This is a genomic window from Pseudomonas sp. B7(2017) (assembly GCF_002112745.1).
Lineage (GTDB): Bacteria > Pseudomonadota > Gammaproteobacteria > Pseudomonadales > Pseudomonadaceae > Aquipseudomonas > Aquipseudomonas ekonensis.
In genome coordinates this window covers 168,072-193,627 of sequence record NZ_NEIP01000005.1, presented here as the reverse complement: position 1 = coordinate 193,627, position 25,556 = coordinate 168,072, and the positions used below count along the sequence as shown (strand labels likewise).

Here is a 25,556-nt window from a genome sequence, read left to right as displayed (position 1 = left end):
CGCTATCGCGAGCAGGCTCGCTCCCACAAGGGAGCTTCGTGTTGCCGTCAATGCGGGTGAGCGTGGCAGTCGTTGATCGTTGCGCGTTCGGCGCCGCCGAGGATGTTGAACAGCAGGTTCAGCACCAGGGCGCTGAGGGTGGCCATGGCGATGCCGCTGTGGGTGATCGGGCTCATCCACACCGGCAGGTGGGCGAAGAACTCCGGACGCACCACCGGGATCAGGCCCATGCCGATGCTCACCGCCACCAGCAGCTGGTTGCGCCGGTCGCCGATGTCGGCCTCCTGCAGGATCTTGATCCCGGTGGCCGCCACCATGCCGAACATCGCGATGGCCGCGCCGCCCAGCACCGCCGGCGGAATCGACGCCACCAGGAACGCTGCCTTGGGCAACAGGCTCAGCACGATCAGCAGGCCGCCGGCGACGATGGTCACCGAGCGGCAGCGCACGCCGGTCATCTGCACCAGGCCGATGTTCTGGGCGAACGAGGAATGGGTGAACGTGTTGAAGAAACCGGCGAAGAACGAGGCGGCGGCGTCGCACATCAGGCCGCGCCGCAGCCGGCGCGGGCAGACGTCTTCGCCGGTGATCTTGCCCAGCGCCAGGAACATGCCGGTGGACTCGACGAAGATGATCACCACCACCAGGCACATGGACAGGATCGGCGCCAGCTCGAACTTCGGCAGACCGAAATGCAGCGGGGTGACGAACTGCACCCAGGGCGCATTGGCCATGCCGCTCAGGTCGACCATGCCGAGGGCGCCGCAGAGCACATACCCCAGGCACATGCCGATCAGCACGGAGATGTTGACCCAGAAGCCGCGCATGAAGCGGTGGATCAGCAAAATGGTGGCCAGCACCAGGGCGGCGATGGCCAGGTAGACGGGTGAGCCGAACTGCGCGGCGGCGGCACCGCCGCCGGCCCAGTTCACGGCCACGGGGAACAGCGAAAGGCCGATCGAGGTGATGACCGTGCCGGTCACCAGCGGCGGGAAGAAGCGCACGACCTTGGACATGAACGGCGCGATGAGCATGCCGAAGAACCCGGCGGCGATGGTCGCGCCGAAGATCCCCTGCAGGCCGATGCCGGGCATGCCGGCCATGGCGACCATGCTGCCGACGGCGGCGAAGCTGGCGCCCATCATCACCGGCATGCGGATGCCCATCGGGCCGATGCCCAGGGACTGGACGATGGTGGCGATGCCGGCGACCAGCAGGTCGGCGTTGATCAGGAAGGCGATTTCCTCGCGACTCAGGCCTGCGGCCTGTCCGATGATCAGCGGAACCGCGATGGCGCCGCCGTACATCAGCAGAACATGTTGCAGACCGACCAGGATCAGTTGCAAAAGGGGCAAACGCTGAATGGCGGGTGCGTCGGGGATGCGCGCTTTGGACAGCTCGGACATGCAACACCTCGGATCTTTTTATTCTTGTGATTGAACAGCGGTGGTGGTGCGCACCGCTGTCATTTGCATCAGGCTGACCGCGTTGCGGTCAATCGCGAGCAGGCTCGCTCCTACAGGTTTTGTATGACCTGTGTAGGAGCGAGCCTGCTCGCGATGCTTTTACTGCTTAGTTGGTCTGGGCTCCCTGGGCGATCCATGCACCGATCAGGTCACGTTCCTGCTGGGTCATCTGGGTGATGTTGCCCAGCGGCATGATCTGCGTGGTGATGGCCTGGGCCTGGATCCGCGCCGCGTTCTGGCGGATCTGTTCAGGGGTGTCGAACATCACGCCGGCAGGGGCTGCGCTGAACAGCGGACTGGTCGGCTTGGCCGAGTGGCAGACCGCGCAACGTTCCTGGATCACGCTGTGCACCTTGTCGAACGCAGGGCCGGCATTGGACGCCTGGGCCGGTGCGGCGGCAGGGGCTGCGGGTGCGGCCGGCTGCGCGGCCTCGGCCGGTTTGGCGCCGCCGCCCAACGCCGTTTCCGGCAGGGGCTGGTACTCGATCTTCGCCGGAGCCTTGGCCACGTCCGGGGCGGTCGGGGCGGTGGCGGGGCCGGTCACGTAGGCCAGGCTGATCATGCCCACCGCTGCCACCGGCAAGGTCCAGGCGAACTTGTGGCTGTCGTGGCGGGTGTTGAAGTAGTGGCGCACCAGCACCGCCAGCACCGCGATCCCGGCCAGGATCAGCCAGTTGTACTGGCTGCCGTAGGTGCTCGGGAAGTGGTTGCTGATCATGATGAACAGCACCGGCAGGGTGAAGTAGTTGTTGTGGCGCGAGCGCAGCAGGCCTTTGGCCGGCAGGGCCGGATCCGGCGTGCGGTTCTCGGCGATCGCGGCCACCAGGGCGCGCTGGGCCGGCATGATGATGCGGAACACGTTGCCGACCATGATGGTGCCGATGATCGCGCCGACGTGCAGGTACGCGCCGCGGCCGCTGAACACTTTGCTGAAGCCGTAGGCCGCGCCGATGATCAGCACGAACAGGATGAAGCCGAGCAGGGCGGGTTTCTTGCCCAGCGGCGAATCGCACAGGAAGTCGTAGATGAACCAGCCTGCGATCAGCGCGCCGACGCCGATGGCCACGCCTTCAGGGCCGCTCAGGCCGCTGCCGGGCGCCACGAGGTAGAGCACGGGGTTGGAGTAGAACACCACGCACAGCAGCGCGATCCCCGACATCCAGGTGAAGTAGGCTTCCCACTTGAACCAGTGCAGGTTCTCCGGCATCGACGGCGGGGCCAGCTTGTACTTTTCCAGGTGATAGATGCCGCCGCCGTGGATCGCCCACAGATCGCCCGCAAGACCGGTTTTCGGGTTGACGCGGTTGAGGTTGTTCTCCAGCCAGACGAAGTAGAACGACGCGCCGATCCAGGCCACGCCGGTGATCATGTGAACCCAGCGCACGCTCAGGTTCAGCCATTCCAACAGATGTGCTTCCACAGTCGTTACCTCTCGCCCGTCACGCTTGTCGTCGCGTGATCGGACCTTCTCTTATTGGTGGGGGGCGAGGATCAGACGCTCATCCTCTTTGAAGAAATGCTCATCGCAGTTGTTGCCTGAGCCACTGCGATCAACCACCAGGAAGTCATCCCGCTTTTCGATCGTCAGCACCGGGTGGTGCCAGACGCCGCGATGGTAATTGATGCCCTGCCTGCCGTTGGTGACGAAGGCGCGGACCAAGCCTGATACAGGTGCATCGCCAAGTGGCGCGACCACGATCAGAAAGGGGTTGCCGAGCAGCGGAATGAAAGCCTGGCTGCCCAGCGGATGGCGTTCCAGCATGCTCACGGTCAGCGGCATGTCCAGCGCGTCGGCGCGGAAGATGCTGATGATCGCGTTGTCCTCTGGCGTGGCGGTCTCGACCGTGGCCAGTTTGTGAAAGCGCATGGTCGAACCGTTGTTGATCATGAAGTGATCGCTGCCGTCGGTTTCGATGACGTCACCGAAAGGGGCGAAGGCTTCTTTGGTCAGCGGTTCAATCGTCAGTGTGCGCATGCTGTTCTTCTTATCCAAGATTCTGTGTTGTTAGAACTGTCGCCATCGTCGGAACGCCGCCCGGGGCAAGCCCGCTCCCACAGTGAGCTGTGGCGTTCACAAGACCTGTGGGAGCTGGCTTGCCAGCGATGGGGTTCAGCCTTGTTTAGCGACCTTGCCGAACAGGCGCAGACGGCTCACGCCACCGTCCGGGAACACGTTCAGGCGGATGTGGGTGATCGGGCCCAGTGCCTTGATCTGCTCGACGAAGGTGTGTTCGGCGTGCATCTCCAGCTTCTGGCTCGGCAACAGTTCACGCCAGAACAGCGACTGGGTCTCGATCTGGCTGTCGGTGCCGCCCTTCACGAAGGCGCCCTGGATCGAGCAGCTGTCGGGGTAGTTGCCCTTGAAGTGCAGGGTGTCGACGACGATCTTCTCGATCTCGCCCGGATGGCCCAGGGCGACGATGACCCAGTCGTTGCCTGGCGTGCGGCGGCGTGCGGTTTCCCAGCCGTCGCCCATGTTGATGCCGCGGCCCGGGTTGAGGATGTTGCTCATGCGGCCGAAGTGTTCGTCGGAGCAGGCGAGGGCGCGACCGCCGTTGAGGGCGGCGGCCAGGTCCACTTGCTCGTTGTCGCCGACGGCGGACCAGTCACGGAACGGAATGCCGTACACGCGCAGACGGGCCACGCCGCCGTCCGGGTAGATGTTGAAGCGCAGGTGGCTGAACGCCTGGTCGTTGCTGATTTCATGGTAGTGGTGGCTGTTGCCTTGCAGCTCGACGGCCGACAGCACTTCGGTCCACTGGGTGTTCTCGTCCGGCTCGCCGGAGGCCAGGAAGCAGGCTTCCAGTGAGGCCGACGGCGGGAAGTTGCCGGTGAAGAATGAGGTGTCGATGTCCACGCCCTTGATCGAGCCCGGCACGCCCAGGCGGATCACTGCGCTGTCGTAGCCTTCGAAGCGCTTGCGGCGGGATTCCCAGCCGTCCATCCACTTGCCGTTGTCATCGAACACGCCCTCCTTCCACACGGCCGGGGTCGGTTGGAACAGACGGTTGGCGTCTGCGAACCAGTCATCGGTGACCGAGATGATCTTGGTGCCCAGGCGGGCGTCGGCCAGGTTGACGAACTTCTCGAAAGGTACGGCGTAAGCTTTCATTCTTCTTGTCTGCCTTTAAATAGTTGGCTGGGGATGCTTGCGGGGCCCTGGGAAACACAAGCGTTCTAGAGGTTTCTCGGGCCAGGCTCGCTCAAAGAGTCAGTAAACGGAACAGGGCGATCTTGTTGATCTCCGCCAGCGCGCACTTGAACTCGGTGTCCACCGGGTTGTGGATGCGCGTTTCGAACGCCGCGAGGATCTGATGCCGGTTGCTCCCCTTTACCGCCATGATGAAGGGAAACTTGAACTTGGCCTTGTAGGCGTCGTTCAGCTCGGTGAAGCGCTGGAACTCTTCGGCCGTGCATTGGTGGATACCGGCGCCGGCTTGTTCGTTGGTGCTGGCTTCGGTCAGTTGGCCCTGGACGGCGGCTTTGCCGGCCAGGTCCGGGTGAGCGTTGATCAGGGCAAGCTGGCTTGCGTGATCGGCGCTCAACAGGATATCGCTCATGCGCTGGTGCAGGGTCTCGATCTCGTCGAGCGAAGCGTCCTGGCCCAGGTCGAAGGCCTTTTCGGCCACCCATGGCGAATGTTCGTAGATGTCGGCGAAGGCCTTGACGAAGGCGTCGCGGCCCAGGGCCGACGGCTTGACGGTCTGGAAGGTACTCATTTGGCGGCCCCTTGGTACGGGTGGGTCGCGTGCCAGTGGCGTGCGATGTCGACGCGGCGGCTGAACCACACCTGCTCATGGCTCTTGGCGTATTCGAGGAAGCGCTTGAGCGAGGCCAGGCGCGCCGGACGGCCCACCAGGCGGCAGTGCAGGCCGATCGAGAGCATCTTCGGCGCCTCGGCGCCTTCGGCGTAGAGCACGTCGAACGCGTCCTTGAGGTATTCGAAGAAGTCGTCGCCCTTGTTGAAGCCCTGCACCTGGGTGAAGCGCATGTCGTTGGTGTCGAGGGTGTATGGGATCACCAGGTGCGGCTTGCCGGTCGGGTTGTTCGGTTCCCAGTAGGGCAGGTCGTCGTCGTAGGTGTCGCTGTCGTAGAGGAAACCGCCTTCTTCCATCACCAGCCGGCGGGTGTTCGGGCCGGTGCGGCCGGTGTACCAGCCCAGCGGGCGTTCGCCGGTGATTTCGGTGAGGATGCGGATCGCTTCGAGCATGTGCTCGCGCTCCTGGGCCTCGTCCATGTACTGGTAGTCGATCCAGCGGTAGCCGTGGCTGCAGATCTCGTGGCCGGCCTGGGCCATCGCGCGGATCACGTCCGGGTGGCGCTGGGCGGCCATGGCGACGGCGAACACGGTCAGGGGAATGTCGAATGCCTTGAACAGTTTCAGGATCCGCCACACGCCGGCGCGGCTGCCATACTCGTAAAGGGATTCCATGCTCATGTTGCGCACGCCCTGCAGAGGCTGCGCCGCGACCATCTCGGAAAGGAAGGCTTCGGATTCCTTGTCGCCGTGCAGGACGTTGCGCTCGCCGCCTTCTTCGTAGTTGAGCACGAAGGACAGGGCGATCCGGGCATTGCCCGGCCAGTGTGGGTGAGGAGGGTTACTGCCGTAACCGATCAGGTCGCGTGGATAGTCAGCGCTCACTGCAGTCTTCCTTCTTATTCGTTGACAGGTGGTGTGGCGCCCTGGCGTGAGGTGGCAGGCTGGCGTCACAGCGATGGGATGATTGTATACAACTTTATTCTCAGTTTGTAAGCCTGAATTTTCGCATTTTTCGCCGGCCGTCATCTTTTCCTGATAAAGGCGTGAGCCTGCAAGAAATCTGCCTGACCGGTCAGCTAATGGATCAGAGGTTCAATGAAGGCAGGGTTTGCCGGTGGATCGGCGGGAAATCGGCGGATGGCGGGGGTGGACGGAAAAATGTCGTTTTTATTGTGTACAATTTTTCTTAAAAGTGTCTTAATCAGTCGCTCGCCGCAGCTTTTCGGGCTCCGAAACGGTGCGGCCTCCTTTTCAACTGACTTCGGGAGGCGCGAGGCCTGACTGCTTCCGGCAGGCAGGCGCGCAGAATCAATGGGACGTTTGACGACACACGTTTTGGACGCTGCACACGGTTGCCCGGGCAGCTCGATCAAGGTCGAGCTGTACCGCGTTGAGGGTTCGCACCTGGAATTGGTCGCCAGTGCGCTCACCAACAGCGACGGCCGGGTCGATGCGCCGCTGCTGCAGGGCGATGACTACCGCACCGGGGTCTATCAGGTGCAGTTCCATGCCGGCGACTACTACCGCGCCCGTGGCGTCCAGCTGCCGGAGCCGGCGTTTCTGGACGTGGTGGTGCTGCGCTTCGGCATCTCTGCCGAGCAAGACCATTACCACGTGCCGCTGCTGATCTCGCCGTACAGCTATTCCACCTATCGGGGCAGCTGACCCCCAAGCAACTGCCCCCGCCGGGAAGCGACTGCGCATATAGCTTCTTTGGTCTTTCGCCCGCTCACACTGCGGGCTTTTTTTTGCCTGCAGAAAAGTTGTGCCTGTGCTGATGCCATCGCTGGCAAGCCAGCTCCCACAGTGTCCAGGTCGTGCGCAATAAATCTGAACACCCCGAGCCTGTGGGAGCTGGCTTGCCAGCGATGCTTTTACCGGCTAAGCAGAGACGCCGCCCCTGCGCCGCTGAACAGCCCGGCGCTGACTCGGTTGAACCAGCTCTGGCCCTTGCCGCTGCGCAGGTAACGCGCCGCGCCGTGGGCCCCGAGGCCGTAGGCCAGCTTGCAGCACAGGTCGAGCACCACCCAGGTCGCGATCATGATCAGCAGCTGCGGCAGGAACGGCTGCTGGGCGCTGAGGAACTGCGGCAGGAAGGCGGCGAAGAACAGGATGTCCTTGGGGTTGCTGGCGCCCAGCACGAAAGCGCGCCCGAACAGCGTGCGAAAGCGCGGAACCGGCGCGGCCTGGGGCACTTCGGCGCCGACCGACGGCAGGCGCGATTGCTGCCAGCTCTGCCAGGCGAGGTAGAACAGGTACAGCGCACCGACGATCTTCAAGGCGCTGAACAGTTGCTCCGAGGCCAGCAGCAACGCGCCGAGCCCCAGCGCCGAGGCGCTGAGCAGGCAGATCGAGGCGATCACGCCACCGAGAAACGCCGGGTAAGAGCGGCGCAGCCCATAGTTCAGGCTGTTGCTGATCATGAGCAGCGACAGCGGCCCGGGAATGAGGATCACCACCAATGCAGCGCCGCTGAACAGCAACCAGGTTTCCAGACTCATCACTTTCCTCCATTTGCGCAAAAGCCTCACCCGAAGGGGTGAGGCCGGTTCGTAGCCAGATCCGCGTGACGCTTACAAGAAGATGAACTTGGCGATGAAGATCGCGCAGAGCACCCACAGACTGACGGAAATTTCCTTGTACTTGCCGGTGCCGGCCTTCAGCGCCACGTAGGTGATGAAGCCCAGCGCGATGCCGTCGGCCACCGAGAAGGTCAGCGGCATCATGATCGCGGTGACGATCGCCGGAATGCTGTCGGTCGCCTCGTCCCATTCGATGTGGGCCATGCCGCCCATCATCAGCATCGCGACATAGATCAGCGCGCCGGCGGTGGCGTAGGCGGGAATCATGCCGGCCAGCGGGGCGAAGAACATGGCGGCAATAAATAGCACACCCACGGTGACGGCGGTAAGACCGGTCCGACCGCCAGCGGCCACGCCGGCGGCACTTTCCACGTAACTGGTGACCGGCGGTACGCCGACCACGGCACCGAACACGCTGGAGGCGCTGTCGGCTTTCATGGCGCGGGACAGGTTTTCGATGCGCCCGTCAGCCCCCACCAGGTTGGCCCGCTGGGCAACGCCCATCAGGGTGCCGGCGGTGTCGAACATGTGCACGAACAGGAAAGCGAGCACGACGCTGATCATGCTGACGTTGAACACGCCGGCCACGTTCATGGCCATCCAGGTCGGGGCCAGGCTCGGCGGGGCCGACAGGATCCCTTCGTAGTGCACCAGGCCCAGGCCCCAGCCGGCGAGGGTCACGGTGATGATGCTGATGAGGATCGCGCCGAACACCTTGTGGTAGCTGAGGATCGCGATCATCAGGAAGCACAGGGCGGCGAGCAGCGGGCCCGGCTCGCGCAGGGAGCCGAGCTTGATCAGGGTGGCCGGGCTGTCGACCACGATGCCGGCGGTCTTCAGGCCGATCAGCCCCAGGAACAGGCCGACGCCGGCGCCCATCGCAAAACGCAGGCTGACCGGAATGCTGTTGAGCAGCCATTCGCGGATGCGCGAGAAGGTCAGGATCATGAACAGCACGCCGGAGACGAACACCGCACCGAGCGCGGTCTCCCAGTTGTAGCCCATGGTGCCGACCACGGTGTAGGTGAAGAACGCATTGAGGCCCATCCCCGGCGCCAGGCCCACCGGCCAGTTGGCGTACAGGCCCATCAGCAGGCAGCCCAGCGCCGCCGCGATGCAGGTGGCGACGAACGCCGCACCGTGGTCGATGCCGGCGTCGGCCATGATGTTCGGGTTGACGAAAATGATGTAGGCCATGGTGATGAAGGTTGTCAGACCGGCAATCAGCTCGGTCTTCACCGTGGTGCCGTGCAAGCTGAGTTTGAAGATGCGCTCCAACAGGCCGTTGCGTAACGGCGGCGAGAGATCCAGCGTCGATGCTTCGGATTTGCGGCTTTCCACAGCGGTACTCCTCAAGAGTTTTATTGTTATTTCCAGGGCCGGACCCAGGAGGGGTGGCAGCGGCCCTTTGAGGCTTACGCGAATTTGTTGACCGTTAGGTCAGGAACTCGCACGCAGTGGATTATGCTTTTGTATACAAATAAAGCAAATAATGTTTTTGGCTTTGTCGACGAAAGATCTGGCGATAGGGCTATATCGCCATTGCCGAGCCTGCGGGCGCTGCCGACATCTTTGTTGTCTGGCCCACCGTCATCGCCGGCAGGCCGGCTCCCACAGGTATCCCAGCCGTGTGCAAGATGCAGGTACACCACAAAGCTGTGGGCGCTGGGGTGCGAGGATTCGACTGGCCAGCGATGGGGCCGGTCGGATCAGTCGGGATGAGCCTGACTGTTCCCCAATGCCAGGTTCACCGCCAGCCAGCCGTTCACCGCTGCCTCTCCGGCTTCGCCGAACACCCGCTCCAGCAGTTTCACTTGCTCGCGCCGCAGCGCCTGTTCGAACTTCGCGCCTTCGGCCGTGAGTTCCAGCAGGCGCTTACGCTTGTCGGTCTGCGACGCCACGCTGTCCACCAGGTGCATTTCCTGCAACTGCCGCAGCGGCATGTTCAGCGCCTGCTTGCTGACGCCGAGCAAGGCCAGCAGCTCCTTGACGCTCAGGTTGGGGTAGCGGGCGATGAAAAACACGATGCGCTGATGCACCCGGGACAGACCCCGCCGTTCAAGCATTTCGTCAGCCTTGGCGGTGAACGCCTGATAGCCGAAGAAAAACGCTTCCATGGCCTGTTGCTGGCTGACGGGGCTTTTAAGGTCAATCATGTTGACGTACTCGCTCGGACTGTCGTAGTTTCGGTCAAGCAGTTTGACTCAACTCCCTCAACCCTCGCCAGCGGTGATTCCATGGCTTTTTCCGAACGTGTCTCGCGCCTCAAAAGTTCTCTGATCCGTGAAATCCTCGCCGCCGCCCAACGGCCGGAAGTGATGTCGTTCGCCGGTGGCCTGCCGGCCGAAGCCATGCTGCCGAACGTCGAATGGAGCGACATGCCGGTGACCCTCGGCCAATACGGCATGAGCGAAGGCGAACCGGCCTTGCGCGAAAGGCTCGCGGCCGAGGCGAGGGCGCTGGGCCTGCCGTGCGCGGCGAGCCAGGTGCTGGTGGTCAGCGGCTCGCAGCAGACCCTCGATCTGGCGGCCAAGCTGTACATCGACAAGGGCACGCCAATCCTGCTCGAAGCACCGACCTACCTGGCGGCGCTGCAGATTTTCCAGCTGTTCGGCGCTGACTGCCTGACCGTTCCGCTGGAGGCGGACGGCCCGGATCTTGGGCAACTGCGTCAGCGCCTTGAACGGCATCGTCCGGCGTTCGTCTACTTGATCCCGACCTTCCAGAACCCGTCGGCCGTGCGTTACAGCGAAGCCAAGCGCGAAGCCGTCGCTGCGCTGCTGGACGAATTCGGCGTCACGCTGATCGAGGACGAGCCCTACCGCGAGCTGACCTTTGACGGCGGCAGCGCCCGGCCGATCGCCGGACGCTTGAAGAAATCCAGCTGGATCTACACCGGCACGGTGTCCAAGACGCTGCTGCCGGGCTTGCGCGTCGGTTACCTGATCGCAAGTCCGGACCTGTTTCCCCACCTGCTCAAGCTCACACCAACCGCATCGGCCAGTGGCAAGCCCTGCAATGGATCGGCAGCGAGCACTACCGGGCGCACCTGGCCCGGTTGCGCGATTTCTACCGTGAGCGCCGCGACGCGTTCCAGTCGGCGCTGGAGAGGCACTTTTCAGACCTGGCGGACTGGAACGCGCCCCAGGGCGGGCTTTTTTTCTGGCTGACCCTCAAGCGGCCGCTGGACACCCGCACCTTGCTCGACGCTGCGCTGGCCGATGACGTGGCGTTCATGCCGGGGGAGCCGTTCTTTCCGGAGCCAGAGCGCAACCTCGGTCATTTGCGGCTGAACTTCAGCCACATCGATCCGCAGCGGCTGGATGAAGGGATCAAGCGATTGGCGGCGGTGGTTCGGCGGGCGCAGGCGGACGAGGCGGCCTGAAAACGAACAAACCGGCTCAGGGCCGGTTTGTTTTTTCTGGAACATGTGGCGATCCGGCAGGCCTCATCGCCAGCCTGCTGGCGATGGCCAAACCGCGGTCAGGCTGCGGCAAACCGCTTGTCCAGATATTCGATGATCACCTTGGACTCATACATCCAGGTGGTCTGGCCGTTCTCTTCGATGCGCAGGCACGGCACCTTGATCTTGCCGCCCTGTTCCAGCAGGGCCTGGCGGTGCTGCTCGTCGTTCTTCGCATCGCGCAGGGCCACCGGCACGTTCAGGCGGCGCAGGGTGCGGCGGGTCTTCACGCAGAACGGGCAGGCGTGGAACTGGTACAGGGTCAGCTCTTTGGCGGCGGCATCCACCTGGGCCTGGGCGGCGGCAGGGCGCTGTTTCTTGCTTGGGCGGGTCAGGAAGTCGATGAAGATGATCAGTTGGCCGAGGCCGACACGAAGCGCTTTGACGAACACGTTACAAGCCTCACAGGGACATTGGAGAAGGCGCGCAGCTTACCCGATTTTTCGCGCACGAAAAAAAACCGGCGATCAACGCCGGTTTTCCTGAATCGCGGATCACTTGATCAGGCTGAGGAACTCGCTGCGGGTCGCCGCGTTCTCGCGGAACTCACCCAGCATCACCGAGGTGATCATCGACGAATTCTGCTTCTCCACACCGCGCATCATCATGCACATGTGCTTGGCCTCGATCACCACCGCCACGCCCAGGGCGCCAGTGACTTGCTGCACCGCGTCGGCGATCTGGCGGCTGAGGTTCTCCTGGATCTGCAGGCGGCGGGCGTACATGTCGACGATCCGCGCCACCTTGGACAGGCCCAGCACCTTGCCGCTCGGGATGTAGGCGACGTGGGCCTTGCCGATGAACGGCAGCAGGTGGTGTTCGCACAACGAGTACAGCTCGATGTCCTTGACCAGCACCATTTCGCTGTTGTCGGAGCTGAACAGGGCACCGTTGGTGACCTCTTCGAGCGTCTGTTGATAACCGCGGCAGAGGTACTGCATGGCCTTGGCTGCACGTTTTGGGGTGTCGAGCAGGCCCTCGCGGGACACGTCTTCGCCCAGTTGGCCGAGGATCGCGGTGTAGTTCTGTTCCAGTGTCACAGAGGCTGATTCCATAAGGGTTTCAGTGGGGTACTGTTTCTGTCCGTACCGATTGTGTGCCGCTCAAGCCACTGTCGGGCCGTCCGGGTCTCCTCGACCAGGGCTCAGGTCAAAGGCTACGTCTGGACGTGACCGGGCTGAGTGGCGATAAACGCAGGGTTCATACCCGCCATGCGGCACATGGTAGCGTAAGTGGGTGGGCGTTTGTATGGCCGACGGGCGTGAATCCCCAATTCGATTGGCTGCGCCGGGCGGTGCCCGACGTTCAGGCCACCCTGCGTAGGGGGCGGAAGCCTTGACCGACCGAAGGTGCTCTTTCTGGGTGAAGGCGGCTGGCGGTGCGCGGGTGAAAGGTTTGGAACGCCGTGTGCAGCCGCAGGAACCGGAACGTCAGGCCCTGCGGCCGCAGGTCGGTCAGCCAATCTGGACGATAGGCCCGGGAGACGTCTTGCTCGGATCCAATTTGATTGGGCCGAAGGTGAGCGACACCAAGCTCACGCTGTTGGAGAACGAAGCGGTGCCGTGGCCGTTGTTCGCCATGGTCGCCCAACGGATGCGGGAGTACCCGATCGTGGAAGGCGTACTGGTGACTTTGTTCCCGTTACTGACCGGTCCGCACACGAACTCCATGGCCTGTTGACCCTCCAGAAGGTCCATGTTCCACCACCGGACGTTTGCGATGACGTTGTTTGCATCCATTACGTCGTTGAGAACGATGCTGAACGTCGCCTTAACAATGTCGAAGCCCGTTTCATTCACCAGAACCGGCGCGACAGATTGAACAGAGCCTGAGAGGGGAGGGTAGATTTCCTGGCTGTTCTGGTTGAACTGCAGGGTGCCGGGCAGATCCAGCGTGAGGGAAATGCCGTTCTGTTTGAAGATGGTGAAGGTCTTGACCTGTCCTTGATATTTTTCCGACGCTTGTTCCTTGAGTGCTTGTGACATTTTAATTTCCTTTTTTTATTTACCTTGAAGTTCGGTAGTTGAACTTCTCCCTGTTGCGCGCATCCGGCCTTGGAAACGCGCTCGGCAATTTTTGTAGGACAATTCCACTCTGTCAATGTTTGCCATGGTCTTTTTGTTTAAAGTTGGTTGCTGCGGTTTTATATTTCGAAGTTAACTAAAAACAGTGTGGCCCTTTAACTATTGGCTATTTGTGGAATGGGAAGGAAGGGCTTTTCACGCAGGTCAGGTGGATAGAAGGCACCCGTGGATGTGCCTTTGGCAATGTGTAGGTGCGAAACATATATCGCGATTGGCTATATATAAGAAGTGGGTTTGGCGAGAGAGGTGTTTGCGTTTAATGCCACCGACAGATCAATACATTGATGGTCAAAGTATTGACTGGTGCGCAGACGGGAAAGGTAAAAGACTGAGTGTCCTACAGATAATGAAGTTTGCGCAGACGTGTTTGGCGTGCAGAAGAGCCAAGAGTTGCGCAGCAATTGATGAAAAGGCGTTCGCCGCACTTCCTTGGCAATCGTCTGTTTCGAAATGGACGGGGCGGCGGCTTGCACCGCTCCCGCCGCATCGGCCGGACGACGCTATTCGTCGCGGCCTTCCATCATGGTGCGTTTGAGCATCACGTACACCGAGCCTGCGCCGCCGTGCCGGGGCTGGCACGAGGTGAAGCCGAGCACCTGCGGATGCTGGCGCAGCCAGGTGTTGACGTGGCTCTTGATCATCGGCCGCTTGCCGTCCAGCCGCACGGCCTTGCCGTGGGTGACGCGCACGCAGCGGATTTCGAGCTTCGTGGCTTCGGCCAGGAACGCCCACAGGGTCTCCCGGGCCTTTTCGACAGTCATGCCATGCAGGTCGAGGCTGCCCTCGAACGGGATCTGGCCGGCCTTGAGCTTGCGCACCTGGCTTTCCTGGACGCCGTCGCGGGCCCACATCAGCTCGTCTTCCGGGCCGACGTCGATCACGAACTGATCCGACAGACCGTCGACGGTGGTGGCATCGGTGCGCACGGTCGCGGATTGGCGCAGCTTGGCGATCTGTGCGCGGTCGGCCTTGGGTTTGCCGGTGTCGGCGCGGTCGTGCTTGATCGGCTTGACGCCTTGGATCGCACTTTTGAACAGGGAAAAATCGTCGTCTTGCATGTCAGCCTCCGCGAAGGGCGGCCAGTTTACCCAAGTCGACGCAAAACGGCCCGGCAAAAAGCCGGGCCGTCGGGTCAGTCGTGTTTTTTCATCAGGTGCGGGGACATGTTCAGTTCCCGCGATTGCCGGGCCCGGCGTCGGCAGCGGCGCCACAGGGCCACGCCGAAGTACAGGAACAGCAGGCCGAGCGCCAGGACGATCGCCGAAGCGGCGGGCGTGGCGTTCAGGTCGCCGAGCGCCGGCGGGCGTCCCAGCAGGCTGGCGGCCCCGGCCATCGCCAGCAGCACCCCGAACGTCGCCAGGATGGCGGCGAACGCAGCGCCGAACCGAAAACGCCAGTTGCGTTGGCCCTTGGGCCGCAAGCGGCGTGCGTCAAATCCATCGGATAACTTCATTCCGACCTTCCTCAATGGTATCGGCCCTTCGACCGGGAGTTGACCGGGTTGTTCCTGAGGCTAGGGTAATTGAAGCGAATGCGAGGCTTTTGCGGATGAGCGGCGCGGCGGGCCGCTCACCGAAGGGGTTTTCAGATCAGATCCTGGGTCAGCGCGAGGGTGGCGAAGTTGTCGGCCATGATCGCCATTTCCGCCTCCTGCACCTGTTCGGCGCTGAGCACGCGACCCTTGAACGGCAGGTCGCGGGTGGCGCAGGCGTCTTCGACCAGGGTGCAGCGGAAGCCCAGGTTCTTCGCCGCGCGCACGGTGGTGCTGACGCTGGAGTGGCTCATGAAACCGCAGACGATCAGGTCCAGCGAACCGAGGGTCTGCAGGCGGTCGTAGAGTTCGGTGCCGTGGAAGGCGCTCGGCAGCAGTTTGCCGATGATGGTCTCATCGCCCTGGGGTTCCAGGCCGGGGATGAACTCGCCGCGTTCGCCCTGCGGGTCGAACAGGCCGCCGACGGTGCCGAGGTGGCGCACATGCACGATCGGACGACCGGCCGCACGGGCGGCGGCGACCAGTTGCTTGATGTTCGCGACAGCCGCGTCCATGCCGCTCAGGGCCAGCGGGCCGCTGAGGTATTCCTTCTGGGCATCGATGATGACCACGGTGGCATGGCTCAACGTGGCCGCTGCGTAACCGCGGCCGCTGAGTTGAAACATCGTTTTTGGAACGGACATTCTGGGGCTCCTTGGGAGGGGGCTTTTGCGACATTGTCCTCTGGCTGAGCGGTTCTGTGAATCGCTACCATCGTAGGCACCGTCGTTACTGGGCTGCAGCCTTGTCAAGTGACACGTTCTGTTCAATAGCTGGCGTGAAAAATAGAAAAGTCCTACCGATGAGCCAGAGTTTTTCCTGCGTCGTCGTGGCGCGTTTTGGCTGGTAGAATCGCCAGTCGTTTTTTCTGGAGTTCTGCCCCGTGATCACTTCCCGACTTCGTACCCTGCGTGACCATATCCGTTGGGCCGTCAGCCGCTTCCATGGGGAGGATCTGTTTTTCGGCCATGGCACCGACAACGCCTGGGACGAAGCCCGGCAACTGGTGTTGGGTGCGCTGCACCTGCCGTGGGAAATCGCCGACAGCTACCTCGACTGCGCACTTGAAGACGATGAGCTGGTCCATCTTCAGCATCTGCTCAAGCGCCGCATCGTCGAGCGCATCCCGACCGCCTACCTGCTGGGCGAGGCCTGGTTCTGCGGGCTGTCGTTCATCGTCGATTCCCGGGTGCTGATCCCGCGTTCGCCGATCGGCGAGCTGATCGAAAACCGCTTCGCGCCGTGGATCGGCAACACGCCTGCGCGGATCCTCGACCTGTGCACCGGTTCCGGCTGCATCGGCATCGCCTGCGCCTACGAGTTCCAGGACGCCGAAGTGGTGCTGGCGGACCTGTCGTTCGAGGCGTTGGAGGTGGCGAACCAGAACATCGAGCGCCATGGCGTCGAAGAGCGCGTGTACACGGTGCAGGGCGACGGCTTCGACGGTCTGCCGGGGCAACGCTTCGACCTGATCGTGTCGAATCCGCCCTACGTCGACGCGGAAGATTTCGCTGACATGCCGGACGAGTACCAGCACGAACCGGAACTGGGCCTGGCCTGCGGTGATGACGGCCTGAATCTGGTGCGGCGGATGCTCGCCGAGTCGGCGGACCATCTGACCGAGAAAGGCTTGCTGATCGTCGAGGTGGGCAACAGCCAGGTGCACGTCGAGGCGCTGTACCCGGAAGTCGATTTCGCCTGGCTGGAGTTCGAGCGCGGCGGGCACGGTGTGTTCATGCTCACCGCCGAACAGTGCCGCGCCCATCAGGCGCTGTTCGCTTCGCGCGTCTGACCTGACGGCGCAGCGTGTGGCGGGGGCGTGAGTGCCCTCGCCACGACACCTGTCAGCGGTGGGTGGCGATCCAGATCAGCAGGCCGGCCTGGAACACCGCGAACGCCACCAGGCACGTGATGGTGAAGCGCAGCCCGGCGTCTTCGCGCTTGAACTTGCTGACCTTTTCTTCCTGTTTCTTCAGTTTGACTTCCTGCTCGGCCAGGTTCTGCTCGGCCTGCTGCAGCATCTGCGCGGCCTCCAGAATCTCGACGATCTGCAGCTTTTCCGTGTTCCAGTCGCCGCGCAGGTCGCCGACCTCGACGTCCTTGACGCTGCCCTTGAGGTGCTGGGCGTCGGCGTAGGCCACTTCAAAGCCGTGTCCGCGCAGGAAATGGTCGCGGCGCAGGCGGGTGTCTTCGTTCAGCGCGTCCTTGTTGTTCAGGTCGGTGCCGTCGACGGTGTAGCCGGGCCAGCGCTTTTTCGCCCACGTAATGCCCTGGGCGGCCATGAAGCGGCCGATGCCGCGGTTCACCGGCTCGATCTGCAGGCCGGTGTCCGGGCCGAAATGCACGCGTTTGGCCGTGTGGTCGACCCACACGTCCAGATGGTTCTGTTCCTTGCGCACGCGCTGGCCGGGCAGCTTGATGGCCATGCGCATCAGGCTCTTGTCCTTGCCGTGGCGTTCGGCGTAACCGAACTCGACAAAGCGCAGCGGCCTTGCGCCGGTGTTCCGGTCGGTCTGCTGGGGGGCCAGGCGGAGCATCTTGTGGTGCTCGACGTGGACATCCGCCCATGGCAGCTCGACCGCTGGCGGTGCGTCTTTTTCAGCGGTGGTGTCGGGTGAAGTCTGGGTTTCAGTCATAACGGCGAGATCCTGTCCAAGCGCTGCTTGCCGCCAGCCGATACGCGGGCGACAAACGCTTATCGGCCGTTTTTCCGAGGACTGGAGGGCAAACGCCGCTTAATCAGGTGCGAAGCCCGTCAATGAATTCGAGCAGCCGCGCGCCGAGCTCGGCCGCCAGCGGCAGATTCGGGTCCTTGTAGGAGGCCAATTGCCGCTTCACGTCGTTGGGAACGATGCGCAGCACATGGTTCATGCCTTCGATCAGCGCCAGTTGCGCATCCGGTTTGGCGGCCTTGAGCAGACGGGCGTCATCGACCTGCACCTGGATGTCGTGGCTGCCCTGGACGATCAGCGCCGGCATCTTCAGCGCCGCGAAGGCCGCCGCCGGATCCTGGCGGAACAGGGAAATCAGGTAGGGCTGTACGCTCGGCCGGAAAATCACCTGCAACGGCGCCGGCACGCGGTCGTCGGTGTGACCGGCCTTGAGGCTGTCGAGCAGTTCGTTGCTGCGCAGCATCAAGGCCGGCGGCAGGCTGCGGGCCAGTTGCTGGCGCAGCACCTGATCGATGGGGCGGGCGCTGCCGGACAGGGAAATCACCGCCGCCGCATCGACTTTCGGCGCAGCGAGGCTGGCGATCAGCGCGCCTTCGCTGTGGCCGAGCAGGATCAACGGGCCGAAGCGCGGGTCAGCCTTGAGCTGGCGGCCCCAGGCCACGGCATCTGAAACGTAGGCCTCCACGGTCAGGTTGCGCTCGTCCGGCGTGGCCGCCAGGCTCGCGGCCACGCCGCGCTTGTCGAACCGGACGCTGGCGACATTGTGCTTGGCCAGCACCCACGCCAGCCGCTTGAGGCTGTCGTTGCGCCCGCCGTCGGGGTTGTTTCCGTCACGGTCCGTAGGCCCCGAGCCAGAAAGGATCAAGACGACGGGCACAGGCTTGTCGGACTTTGGCAGCAACAGCGAGCCGAAAAGTTCGCCGCTGTCGGTGGTCAAAGTGACCGGGCGTTGCAGGACGGTCGCCTGGGCAAAGCCGGTCAGAAGGGTCAGGCTCAAGATCAAAACTCGCAGCATCATCACGCCATCATTTGCAAAGGTGCCGGTTGGACTCGGCATCACCCGTAAGGTTCGAGGATGAACTAGTCGGTTAGCCTGCGTATACTGGCGCGCATCACGAATTTGGGTTCGATTTCACGGAGCGTCCTGCATGTCCGGCAATACCTACGGCAAGCTGTTCACTGTCACCACCGCAGGCGAGAGCCATGGACCGGCGTTGGTCGCCATTGTCGACGGCTGCCCGCCGGGCCTGGAGATCTCCCTGGACGACCTGCAGCGCGACCTCGACCGGCGCAAGCCGGGCACCAGCCGCCACACCACCCAGCGCCAGGAGGCCGACGAGGTCGAGATCCTGTCCGGCGTGTTCGAGGGCCGCACCACCGGTTGCGCCATCGGCCTGCTGATCCGCAACACCGACCAGAAGTCCAAGGACTACTCGGCGATCAAGGACCTGTTCCGCCCGGCCCACGCCGACTACACCTACCACCACAAGTACGGCGAGCGCGACTACCGCGGCGGCGGCCGCAGCTCGGCGCGGGAAACCGCGATGCGCGTGGCCGCTGGCGCCATCGCCAAGAAGTACCTGGCCAGCCAGGGCATCGTCGTGCGCGGCTACATGAGCCAGCTCGGCCCGATCGAAATCCCGTTCAAGACCTGGGACTCGGTGGAGCAGAACGCCTTCTTCAGCCCGGATCCGGACAAGGTGCCTGAGCTGGAGGCCTACATGGACCAGCTGCGTCGCGACCAGGATTCGGTCGGCGCCAAGATCACCGTCGTGGCCGAAGGCGTGATGCCGGGCCTGGGCGAGCCGATCTTCGACCGCCTCGACGCCGAACTGGCCCACGCGCTGATGAGCATCAACGCGGTGAAGGGTGTGGAGATCGGCGCCGGGTTCGCCTGCGTGGCCCAGCGCGGCACCGAGCACCGCGACGAGCTGACCCCGGAAGGCTTCCTGAGCAACAACGCCGGCGGCATCCTGGGCGGCATCTCCTCCGGCCAGCCGATCGTGGCGCACCTGGCGCTCAAGCCGACGTCCAGCATCACCACGCCGGGCCGCTCCATCGACATCCACGGCAACCCGGTGGACGTGATCACCAAGGGCCGCCACGACCCGTGCGTCGGCATCCGAGCCACGCCGATCGCCGAGGCGATGATGGCCATCGTGCTGATGGACCACCTGCTGCGCCACCGCGGGCAGAACGCCGACGTGAAGGTGAGCACCCCGGTGCTGGGCCAGCTCTGATGGGCCGCCTGACAGCCGCCGTGGCCTGACGGCATGGCGGCGCTCCCGTACTGGCGGCTGTCCAGTTTCTATCTGTTCTATTTCGCCTTGCTCGGCTCGACGGCGCCGTTCCTGGCGCTGTACTTCGATCATCTGGGGTTCAGCGCCGCACGCATCGGCGAGCTGGTGGCGATCCCGATGCTGATGCGTTGCGTGGCGCCGAACCTCTGGGGCTGGCTGGGCGACCACACCGGCAGGCGCCTGGCCATCGTGCGCTTCGGCGCGGTGTGCACGCTGCTGACGTTCTCGCTGATCTTCGTCAGCAAGAGCTACGCGTGGCTGGCGATGGTCATGGCGCTGCACGCGTTCTTCTGGCACGCGGTGCTGCCGCAGTTCGAGGTCATCACCCTGGCGCACCTGCAAGGCCAGACCTCCCGCTACAGCCAGATCCGCCTGTGGGGCTCCATCGGCTTCATCATCACCGTGGTCGCGCTGGGCCGGCTGTTCGAATGGCTGAGCCTGGACATCTATCCGGCGGCGTTGGTGCTGATCATGGCGGGCATCGTCCTCAGCAGCCTGTGGGTGCCGAACGCGCAGCCCGCCCAGGGCGACCGGCCGACGGGGGAGGGCTTTCTCAAGCAATTGCGCCGCCCCGGCGTGCTGGCGTTCTACGCGTGCGTGGCGCTGATGCAGATGAGCCACGGGCCGTACTACACGTTCCTGACCCTGCACCTGGAACGCCTGGGCTACAGCCGCGGCGTGATCGGCATGCTGTGGGCGCTGGGCGTGGTCGCCGAGGTGCTGATGTTCATGGCCATGAGCCGGATCCTGGCGCGCTTCTCCCTGCGTCGAGTGCTGATGGCCAGTTTCCTGCTGGCGGCGCTGCGCTGGCTGCTCTTGGGTTCGTTCGCCGAATTCCTCGGGGCGCTGCTGTTCGCCCAGGTGCTGCACGCCGCCACGTTCGGCAGCTTTCACGCCGCTGCCATCCAATTCGTGCAACGTAGCTTCGGCGCCCGCCAGCAAGGCCAGGGCCAGGCGCTGTACGCGGCGCTGGCCGGCACCGGCGGCGCGCTCGGCGCGTTGTACGCCGGGTACAGCTGGAACGCCCTCGGCGCGACATTGACCTTTAGTATCGCAAGCCTCGCAGCGTTCGCCGCTGCCGTTATCATTGCCACTCGCATGCAAGAGGACAGGCCATGAGCCTTACCCGTGAACAGCTCGCCCAGCAGATCATCGACGCCGGGCGCTTCCTTTATGGCCGCGGCTGGTCGCCGGCCACCAGCAGCAACTACTCGGTGCGCCTGTCGCCGAGCGAGGCGTTGCTGACCGTGTCCGGCAAGCACAAGGGCCAACTGGGCCAGGACGACGTGCTCGCCACCGACCTTTCCGGCAATAGCCTGGAGCCGGGCAAGAAACCGTCCGCCGAAACCTTGCTGCACACCCAGCTCTACACCTGGCGCCCCGAAGTCGGCGCGGTGCTGCACACCCATTCGGTCAACGCTACGGTGCTGTCGCGCCTGACGCCGGGCGACTTCATCGATTTCGAAGACTACGAACTGCAGAAGGCCTTCAGCGGCGTTTCGACCCACGAGTCCCGGGTGCGGGTGCCGATCTTCGATAACGACCAGGACATTGCACGCCTGGCCGCCAAGGTGCAGCCTTGGCTGGACGCCCACCCCGACTGCGTCGGGTATCTGATCCGCGGCCACGGCCTCTACACCTGGGGCGCGCAGATGAGCGACGCGCTGCGCCAGATCGAGGCCTTCGAATTCCTGTTTGAATGCGAGCTCAAGACCCGCAGCGTATTGAACCGTTAACGGCAGACGCCGACGTCGCCGACCGCCTGATGCAGCGCTGCGCCCACCGGTGTCCACAAGCCGGACGGCGTGGCCGAAACCGAGGAATTGCCCCATGAGCAGCCTGTCCGTCTACCACGTTTCCAGCCCTGAGATTCCGAACAAGGTGCTGACCCATTTCGAAGACATCGCCGCGACCCTGGCCGAGCAGGGCGTGCGCTTCGACCGCTGGCAGGCCGCCACGAAGATCGAGCCCGGCGCCAGCCAGGACGAAGTCATCGGCGCCTACCGCGAGCAGATCGACAAACTGATGACCGAACGCGGTTACATCACCGTCGATGTGGTCAGCCTCAACAGCGACCACCCGCAGAAGGCCGAACTGCGCGCCAAGTTCCTTGACGAGCACCGCCACGGCGAGGACGAAGTGCGTTTCTTCGTCGCCGGCCGAGGCTTGTTCACCCTGCACATCGACGACTACGTGTACGCGGTGCTGTGCGAAAAGAACGACCTGATCTCGGTGCCCGCCGGCACCAAACACTGGTTCGACATGGGCGAGCACCCGCATTTCGTCGCGATCCGCCTGTTCAACAACCCCGAAGGGTGGGTCGCCAACTTCACCGGCGAAGACATCGCCGGCCGCTTCCCGCGCCTGGAGGACTGAGCCGATGTCGATCAAAGTCATCCTCACCGACATCGAAGGCACCACCAGCGCGGTGAGCTTCGTGTTCGACGTGCTGTTCCCGTATGCGGCCGAACATTTGCCGGATTTCGTCCGGCGCAACGCCGCACGGGCGGACGTCGCCGAACAGCTCGACGCCGTGCGCCGTGACAGCGGCGAGCCGCAGGCCGATGTCGAGCGCGCCATCGCGATCCTGCTGGGCTGGATCGCCGAAGACCGCAAGGCCACGCCGCTCAAGGCGTTGCAGGGCATGGTCTGGGAGCAGGGCTATCAGGCCGGGCAACTGAAGGGCCATGTCTATCCGGATGCCGTCGAGGCGCTCAAGCGCTGGCATCAGGCGGGCCATCAACTGTTCGTTTATTCCTCCGGCTCGATCCAGGCGCAGAAACTGATCTTCGGCTGCTCGGAGGCGGGGGATCTGACGCCGCTGTTCGACGGCTACTTCGACACCACGTCGGGGCCCAAGCGTGAAGAACAGTCCTACCGCAACATTCAACAGGCCATTGGCGCCCGGCCGGAGCAGATCCTGTTCCTGTCGGACATCGTCCAGGAACTCGATGCCGCCCAGGCCGCCGGCCTCAAGACCTGCGGCCTGGCCCGCGACGGCGGCGAACTGGAAGGGCACGTGACCGTCGACAGCTTCACCGGCATCGAACCGGAAGCGTTCTGACCTTTAGTCCGCGCATAAGCAAACAGGCCGTGAAGCGAACCTTCACGGCCTGTTTGCTTATGCGGTCGGGTTACAGCGAGTGATACGTCGGCAGGGCAAAGCGCTGCTGGCTCTGCAGCATGGAGATCTGCGGAAGTTCGCTGGCCTGTTCGGCCAGGTCGCGGCGGATCGCGCTGATCGCCCACGACAGTTGGTCGCCGTTGTGCAGTTGCTGATACGTGAGCGCCCGTTTGAACACTTTGCCTTCACCATCGCGCAGCGTCAGCAGGATGCCGCCGTCGGGGCGTGCCTGGGTGGTGACGTTGTACTGGGAGAACAGGGAGGAGAATTTTTCTTGGATCAGGCTCATGTCGTTCAGCTCCGTATGCACATGAATGGCAAGCATGCACAGAGGGTTGCAGCGATTGTGCCAGCATTTCTTTTTTGTAAAATTACTTATAAATCAATAACTTAAAAAATATCTGTGATTCGGTTGTCGTGCAATCTGCATGAATGGCCATCGTGCATCCTGCATTTTGCGGGATCGCGACCGATGGGAAGGAACCTTTGCGCCGCCACCGTGATCGCGTCCCGGCCGGGGCGGACGACGGATACAAAACATTGCAAAAACCGCGTGTACAGCCCGAGAAGCGCTGACGTATTTTCGGTCTCGGCCCTCGCTGCCCAAGCGCCGGTCGCCGCACAGGATTGCCCGACAATAAAAAAGCCGGCCTGCACGCCAAGGCCGAACGGGAGCTGCCATGAGTCACGCGCCAAGCGACACGATCACCTGGAGCATGATGCTCCGCAAACTGCCGGCCATCGCCAAAGCCCTCCCGCGGGTGGTGAAGGGCATGAAGGCGGCCAACGTCAAGGATCCGACCCAGACGTGTGGCTTGGGCTGGACGTTCGAGCAAGCGGCCCTGCGCAACCCCGACGGCCCCGCGCTGCTGTGCGGCGACGTCGTGCTCAGTTATGCCCAGACCAACCGCTGGGCCAACCGCATCGCCCACTACCTGATCGGGCAGGGCATCGGCAAGGGCGACGTGGTGGCGGTGTTCATCGAGAACCGTCCGGAGCTGCTGGTGACCATTCTGGCGCTGGCCAAGGTGGGCGCCGTCAGCGCGCTGCTCAACACCTCCCAGACCCGCGACACGCTGATCCACAGCGTGAACCTGGTGGCGCCGGTGGCGATCGTCGTCGGCGCGGAACTGTTGCCGGCCTATGCGGCGGTGCGCGAACAGGTGTCGATCCCTGCGCCGCGCACCTGGTTCGTGGCCGACCAGGACACCTCCCGCCATCCGGGCATCGCGCCCGACGGCTACGTCAACCTCATCAGCGCCAGCGCCGATGCCTGCAGCGACAACCCGGCCAGCAGCCGCGACATCCATTTCGACGACCCGTGCTTCTATATCTACACCTCCGGCACCACCGGCCTGCCCAAGGCCGGGGTGTTCAAGCACGGCCGCTGGATGCGCAGCTCGGCCAGCTTCGGCATGATCGCCCTGAACATGGGCCCCGACGACGTCGTCTACTGCACCTTGCCGCTGTACCACGCCACCGGCCTGTGCGTGTGCTGGGGGTCGGCGGTCAACGGCGCCTCGGGCTTCGCCATCCGCCGCAAGTTCAGCGCCAGCCAGTTCTGGGGGGACGTACGCCGCTACCGGGCGACCACCATCGGCTACGTCGGCGAGCTGTGCCGCTATCTGGTGGACCAGCCGGCCAGCGCCGACGACGGCCGCCACGAGGTGCGCAAGATGATCGGCAACGGTCTGCGCCCAGGTGCCTGGGCCGAGTTCAAGACTCGGTTCGCGGTGGAGCACATCTGCGAACTGTACGCGGCGAGCGACGGCAACATCGGCTTCAGCAACATCCTCAATTTCGACAACACCATCGGGTTCTCGCTGATGGCCTGGGAGCTGGTCGCCTACGATCACGACAGCGGCCAGCCGGTGCGCGGCGGCGACGGCTTCATGCGCAAGGTCGGCAAGGGCGAGCAGGGCCTGCTGCTGGCGCGGATCGACGACAAGGCGCCGCTGGACGGCTACACCGACCCGCAGAAGACCGCCAAGGTGGTGCTGCAGGATGTGTTCGCCCGCGGCGACCGCTTCTTCAACACCGGCGACCTGCTGCGCAACATCGGTTTCGGCCATGCGCAGTTCGTCGACCGGCTCGGCGACACCTACCGCTGGAAGGGCGAGAACGTCTCGACCACCGAGGTGGAGAACCTGCTGCTGCAGCACCCGAACATTTCCGAGGCGGTGGCCTACGGCGTGGAGATCCCCAACACCAACGGCCGTGCCGGCATGGCGGCGATCACCCCGGCCGAATCGCTGGCCACCCTGGATTTCGCCGAACTGCTGGCCTTCGCCCGCCAGCGCATGCCGGCCTATGCGGTGCCGCTGTTCTTGCGGGTGAAGGTGAAGATGGAAACCACCGGCACGTTCAAGTACCAGAAGACCCGCCTCAAGAGCGAGGGCTTCGACCCGGGCCTGACGGGGGACGATCCGGTGTACGCGTGGCTGCCCGGCAGCCAGACGTATGTGCAGGTCAGCGGGCAGGTATTGGCCGACATCGGCGCCGGGAAATACCGTTATTGAGTTTGGCTATTGGCTGGCTTGGAAAAAAGAGGGTGACAGCTATCGTTCGGCTCGG

The 25,556-nt window shown here is 63.6% G+C and carries 26 protein-coding genes and 1 pseudogene; 9 read left to right on the top strand and 18 right to left on the bottom strand.

What is annotated here, in order from left to right; genetic code table 11:
• Nucleotides 1-47: 47 nt before the first annotated feature.
• The 6 genes from CAG29_RS12165 to puuE all read right to left on the bottom strand — a co-directional run bounded on the left by CAG29_RS12165 (nucleotide 48) and on the right by puuE (nucleotide 6,108).
• Nucleotides 48-1,406: a nucleobase:cation symporter-2 family protein gene (locus CAG29_RS12165; RefSeq protein WP_085577671.1), complete on the bottom strand. Its 1,359-nt coding sequence runs from the start codon at nucleotides 1,404-1,406 to the stop codon at nucleotides 48-50.
• Between the two features lie 166 nt (nucleotides 1,407-1,572).
• On the bottom strand, nucleotides 1,573-2,886 hold the full coding sequence (locus tag CAG29_RS12160) for a urate hydroxylase PuuD (RefSeq protein WP_085577670.1): 1,314 nt from the start codon (nucleotides 2,884-2,886) through the stop codon (nucleotides 1,573-1,575).
• Between the two features lie 51 nt (nucleotides 2,887-2,937).
• Entirely contained in the window at nucleotides 2,938-3,441 is a 504-nt protein-coding gene (locus CAG29_RS12155) for an ureidoglycolate lyase (RefSeq protein WP_085577669.1), read from the bottom strand.
• A gap of 135 nt (nucleotides 3,442-3,576) precedes the next feature.
• Complete coding sequence (gene alc, locus CAG29_RS12150) at nucleotides 3,577-4,578, bottom strand: allantoicase (RefSeq protein WP_085577668.1); 1,002 nt, start codon at nucleotides 4,576-4,578, stop codon at nucleotides 3,577-3,579.
• Between the two features lie 91 nt (nucleotides 4,579-4,669).
• Nucleotides 4,670-5,185 (bottom strand): 2-oxo-4-hydroxy-4-carboxy-5-ureidoimidazoline decarboxylase, encoded by a 516-nt coding sequence (gene uraD, locus CAG29_RS12145; RefSeq protein WP_085577667.1) that lies wholly within the window; start codon nucleotides 5,183-5,185, stop codon nucleotides 4,670-4,672.
• Nucleotides 5,182-6,108: an allantoinase PuuE gene (puuE, locus tag CAG29_RS12140; RefSeq protein ID WP_085577666.1), complete on the bottom strand. Its 927-nt coding sequence runs from the start codon at nucleotides 6,106-6,108 to the stop codon at nucleotides 5,182-5,184. The genes uraD and puuE overlap by 4 nt, the downstream gene beginning before the upstream one ends.
• Nucleotides 6,109-6,537: 429 nt before the next feature.
• Here puuE and uraH point away from each other — a divergent pair, with 429 nt between their 5' ends.
• A complete protein-coding gene (gene uraH, locus CAG29_RS12135) occupies nucleotides 6,538-6,891 on the top strand; it encodes a hydroxyisourate hydrolase (RefSeq protein WP_011333195.1) in 354 nt (117 codons plus the stop codon).
• Nucleotides 6,892-7,100: 209 nt separating this feature from the next.
• Here the strand turns inward: uraH and CAG29_RS12130 are convergent, their stop codons facing one another.
• From CAG29_RS12130 to CAG29_RS12120, 3 genes are all read right to left on the bottom strand, one after another.
• Nucleotides 7,101-7,727 (bottom strand): LysE family translocator, encoded by a 627-nt coding sequence (locus CAG29_RS12130; RefSeq protein ID WP_085577665.1) that lies wholly within the window; start codon nucleotides 7,725-7,727, stop codon nucleotides 7,101-7,103.
• 72 nt (nucleotides 7,728-7,799) lie between these two features.
• Nucleotides 7,800-9,149, bottom strand: a complete 1,350-nt coding sequence (locus tag CAG29_RS12125) for an NCS2 family permease (RefSeq protein ID WP_085577664.1) — start codon at nucleotides 9,147-9,149, stop codon at nucleotides 7,800-7,802.
• A gap of 368 nt (nucleotides 9,150-9,517) precedes the next feature.
• Complete coding sequence (locus CAG29_RS12120; protein ID WP_085577663.1) at nucleotides 9,518-9,964, bottom strand: MarR family winged helix-turn-helix transcriptional regulator; 447 nt, start codon at nucleotides 9,962-9,964, stop codon at nucleotides 9,518-9,520.
• An 81-nt stretch (nucleotides 9,965-10,045) separates the two neighbouring features.
• Between CAG29_RS12120 and CAG29_RS12115 the strand changes: the two are divergent.
• Nucleotides 10,046-11,193 (top strand): annotated as a pseudogene (locus CAG29_RS12115) (PLP-dependent aminotransferase family protein).
• Nucleotides 11,194-11,291: 98 nt separating this feature from the next.
• Here CAG29_RS12115 and CAG29_RS12110 read toward each other — a convergent pair.
• The 6 genes from CAG29_RS12110 to CAG29_RS12080 form a co-directional block, all read right to left on the bottom strand.
• Nucleotides 11,292-11,663 (bottom strand): glutathione S-transferase N-terminal domain-containing protein, encoded by a 372-nt coding sequence (locus CAG29_RS12110; protein ID WP_085577661.1) that lies wholly within the window; start codon nucleotides 11,661-11,663, stop codon nucleotides 11,292-11,294.
• Between the two features lie 102 nt (nucleotides 11,664-11,765).
• Complete coding sequence (gene folE, locus CAG29_RS12105) at nucleotides 11,766-12,311, bottom strand: GTP cyclohydrolase I FolE (protein ID WP_218189694.1); 546 nt, start codon at nucleotides 12,309-12,311, stop codon at nucleotides 11,766-11,768.
• Between the two features lie 414 nt (nucleotides 12,312-12,725).
• Nucleotides 12,726-13,256: a hypothetical protein gene (locus CAG29_RS12095; RefSeq protein WP_085694576.1), complete on the bottom strand. Its 531-nt coding sequence runs from the start codon at nucleotides 13,254-13,256 to the stop codon at nucleotides 12,726-12,728.
• Between the two features lie 599 nt (nucleotides 13,257-13,855).
• Complete coding sequence (locus CAG29_RS12090) at nucleotides 13,856-14,413, bottom strand: Smr/MutS family protein (RefSeq protein ID WP_085577658.1); 558 nt, start codon at nucleotides 14,411-14,413, stop codon at nucleotides 13,856-13,858.
• 74 nt (nucleotides 14,414-14,487) lie between these two features.
• The gene (locus CAG29_RS12085) at nucleotides 14,488-14,808 is read right to left on the bottom strand and encodes a hypothetical protein (RefSeq protein WP_085577657.1); all 321 of its coding nucleotides are present in this window, start codon (nucleotides 14,806-14,808) and stop codon (nucleotides 14,488-14,490) included.
• 131 nt (nucleotides 14,809-14,939) lie between these two features.
• Nucleotides 14,940-15,530 (bottom strand): cysteine hydrolase family protein, encoded by a 591-nt coding sequence (locus CAG29_RS12080; protein ID WP_085577656.1) that lies wholly within the window; start codon nucleotides 15,528-15,530, stop codon nucleotides 14,940-14,942.
• A gap of 239 nt (nucleotides 15,531-15,769) precedes the next feature.
• On the opposite strand from CAG29_RS12080, the gene prmB reads away from it, so the two are divergent.
• The gene (gene prmB / locus CAG29_RS12075) at nucleotides 15,770-16,678 is read left to right on the top strand and encodes a 50S ribosomal protein L3 N(5)-glutamine methyltransferase (RefSeq protein ID WP_085694574.1); all 909 of its coding nucleotides are present in this window, start codon (nucleotides 15,770-15,772) and stop codon (nucleotides 16,676-16,678) included.
• A gap of 52 nt (nucleotides 16,679-16,730) precedes the next feature.
• On the opposite strand, the gene CAG29_RS12070 is transcribed toward prmB, so the two are convergent.
• Together CAG29_RS12070 and CAG29_RS12065 are read right to left on the bottom strand one after the other, a co-directional pair.
• Nucleotides 16,731-17,522 (bottom strand): hypothetical protein, encoded by a 792-nt coding sequence (locus CAG29_RS12070; protein ID WP_085577654.1) that lies wholly within the window; start codon nucleotides 17,520-17,522, stop codon nucleotides 16,731-16,733.
• Nucleotides 17,523-17,625: 103 nt separating this feature from the next.
• Nucleotides 17,626-18,576, bottom strand: a complete 951-nt coding sequence (locus tag CAG29_RS12065) for an alpha/beta hydrolase (protein WP_085577653.1) — start codon at nucleotides 18,574-18,576, stop codon at nucleotides 17,626-17,628.
• Nucleotides 18,577-18,706: 130 nt separating this feature from the next.
• Between CAG29_RS12065 and aroC the strand changes: the two genes are divergently transcribed.
• The 5 genes from aroC to mtnC all read left to right on the top strand — a co-directional run bounded on the left by aroC (nucleotide 18,707) and on the right by mtnC (nucleotide 22,922).
• Nucleotides 18,707-19,798 carry a chorismate synthase gene (gene aroC, locus CAG29_RS12060; RefSeq protein WP_085577652.1) on the top strand — a complete coding sequence of 364 codons (1,092 nt, stop codon included), beginning with the start codon at nucleotides 18,707-18,709 and terminating at the stop codon, nucleotides 19,796-19,798.
• Nucleotides 19,799-19,831: 33 nt separating this feature from the next.
• Nucleotides 19,832-20,977 (top strand): MFS transporter, encoded by a 1,146-nt coding sequence (locus CAG29_RS12055; protein ID WP_085577651.1) that lies wholly within the window; start codon nucleotides 19,832-19,834, stop codon nucleotides 20,975-20,977.
• Nucleotides 20,974-21,594 (top strand): methylthioribulose 1-phosphate dehydratase, encoded by a 621-nt coding sequence (locus CAG29_RS12050; protein ID WP_085577650.1) that lies wholly within the window; start codon nucleotides 20,974-20,976, stop codon nucleotides 21,592-21,594. Before CAG29_RS12055 ends, CAG29_RS12050 begins: the two co-directional genes overlap by 4 nt.
• A 94-nt stretch (nucleotides 21,595-21,688) precedes the next feature.
• Nucleotides 21,689-22,234 carry an acireductone dioxygenase gene (locus CAG29_RS12045; protein WP_085638259.1) on the top strand — a complete coding sequence of 182 codons (546 nt, stop codon included), beginning with the start codon at nucleotides 21,689-21,691 and terminating at the stop codon, nucleotides 22,232-22,234.
• A 4-nt stretch (nucleotides 22,235-22,238) separates the two neighbouring features.
• Nucleotides 22,239-22,922 (top strand): acireductone synthase, encoded by a 684-nt coding sequence (gene mtnC / locus CAG29_RS12040; protein WP_085577648.1) that lies wholly within the window; start codon nucleotides 22,239-22,241, stop codon nucleotides 22,920-22,922.
• 70 nt (nucleotides 22,923-22,992) lie between these two features.
• On the opposite strand, the gene CAG29_RS12035 is transcribed toward mtnC, so the two are convergent.
• Entirely contained in the window at nucleotides 22,993-23,271 is a 279-nt protein-coding gene (locus CAG29_RS12035) for a DUF3509 domain-containing protein (protein ID WP_085577884.1), read from the bottom strand.
• A 391-nt stretch (nucleotides 23,272-23,662) separates the two neighbouring features.
• On the opposite strand from CAG29_RS12035, the gene CAG29_RS12030 reads away from it, so the two are divergent.
• Complete coding sequence (locus CAG29_RS12030; protein ID WP_085577647.1) at nucleotides 23,663-25,501, top strand: long-chain-acyl-CoA synthetase; 1,839 nt, start codon at nucleotides 23,663-23,665, stop codon at nucleotides 25,499-25,501.
• Nucleotides 25,502-25,556: the final 55 nt, after the last annotated feature.

Bases quoted from the DNA above. Each gene is read 5' to 3' on its own strand.
- CAG29_RS12030 (WP_085577647.1), top strand. From the start codon at position 23,663: ATGAGTCACGCGCCAAGCGACACGATCACCTGGAGCATGATGCTCCGC.
- CAG29_RS12085 (WP_085577657.1), bottom strand. From the start codon at position 14,808: ATGAAGTTATCCGATGGATTTGACGCACGCCGCTTGCGGCCCAAGGGC.
- CAG29_RS12035 (WP_085577884.1), bottom strand. From the start codon at position 23,271: ATGAGCCTGATCCAAGAAAAATTCTCCTCCCTGTTCTCCCAGTACAAC.
- uraH (WP_011333195.1), top strand. From the start codon at position 6,538: ATGGGACGTTTGACGACACACGTTTTGGACGCTGCACACGGTTGCCCG.
- CAG29_RS12155 (WP_085577669.1), bottom strand. From the start codon at position 3,441: ATGCGCACACTGACGATTGAACCGCTGACCAAAGAAGCCTTCGCCCCT.
- CAG29_RS12090 (WP_085577658.1), bottom strand. From the start codon at position 14,413: ATGCAAGACGACGATTTTTCCCTGTTCAAAAGTGCGATCCAAGGCGTC.
- CAG29_RS12070 (WP_085577654.1), bottom strand. From the start codon at position 17,522: ATGACTGAAACCCAGACTTCACCCGACACCACCGCTGAAAAAGACGCA.
- alc (WP_085577668.1), bottom strand. From the start codon at position 4,578: ATGAAAGCTTACGCCGTACCTTTCGAGAAGTTCGTCAACCTGGCCGAC.
- uraD (WP_085577667.1), bottom strand. From the start codon at position 5,185: ATGAGTACCTTCCAGACCGTCAAGCCGTCGGCCCTGGGCCGCGACGCC.
- CAG29_RS12080 (WP_085577656.1), bottom strand. From the start codon at position 15,530: ATGTCCGTTCCAAAAACGATGTTTCAACTCAGCGGCCGCGGTTACGCA.
- CAG29_RS12055 (WP_085577651.1), top strand. From the start codon at position 19,832: ATGGCGGCGCTCCCGTACTGGCGGCTGTCCAGTTTCTATCTGTTCTAT.
- CAG29_RS12120 (WP_085577663.1), bottom strand. From the start codon at position 9,964: ATGATTGACCTTAAAAGCCCCGTCAGCCAGCAACAGGCCATGGAAGCG.
- CAG29_RS12050 (WP_085577650.1), top strand. From the start codon at position 20,974: ATGAGCCTTACCCGTGAACAGCTCGCCCAGCAGATCATCGACGCCGGG.
- CAG29_RS12045 (WP_085638259.1), top strand. From the start codon at position 21,689: ATGAGCAGCCTGTCCGTCTACCACGTTTCCAGCCCTGAGATTCCGAAC.
- mtnC (WP_085577648.1), top strand. From the start codon at position 22,239: ATGTCGATCAAAGTCATCCTCACCGACATCGAAGGCACCACCAGCGCG.
- aroC (WP_085577652.1), top strand. From the start codon at position 18,707: ATGTCCGGCAATACCTACGGCAAGCTGTTCACTGTCACCACCGCAGGC.
- CAG29_RS12095 (WP_085694576.1), bottom strand. From the start codon at position 13,256: ATGTCACAAGCACTCAAGGAACAAGCGTCGGAAAAATATCAAGGACAG.
- CAG29_RS12130 (WP_085577665.1), bottom strand. From the start codon at position 7,727: ATGAGTCTGGAAACCTGGTTGCTGTTCAGCGGCGCTGCATTGGTGGTG.
- CAG29_RS12165 (WP_085577671.1), bottom strand. From the start codon at position 1,406: ATGTCCGAGCTGTCCAAAGCGCGCATCCCCGACGCACCCGCCATTCAG.
- CAG29_RS12065 (WP_085577653.1), bottom strand. From the start codon at position 18,576: ATGATGCTGCGAGTTTTGATCTTGAGCCTGACCCTTCTGACCGGCTTT.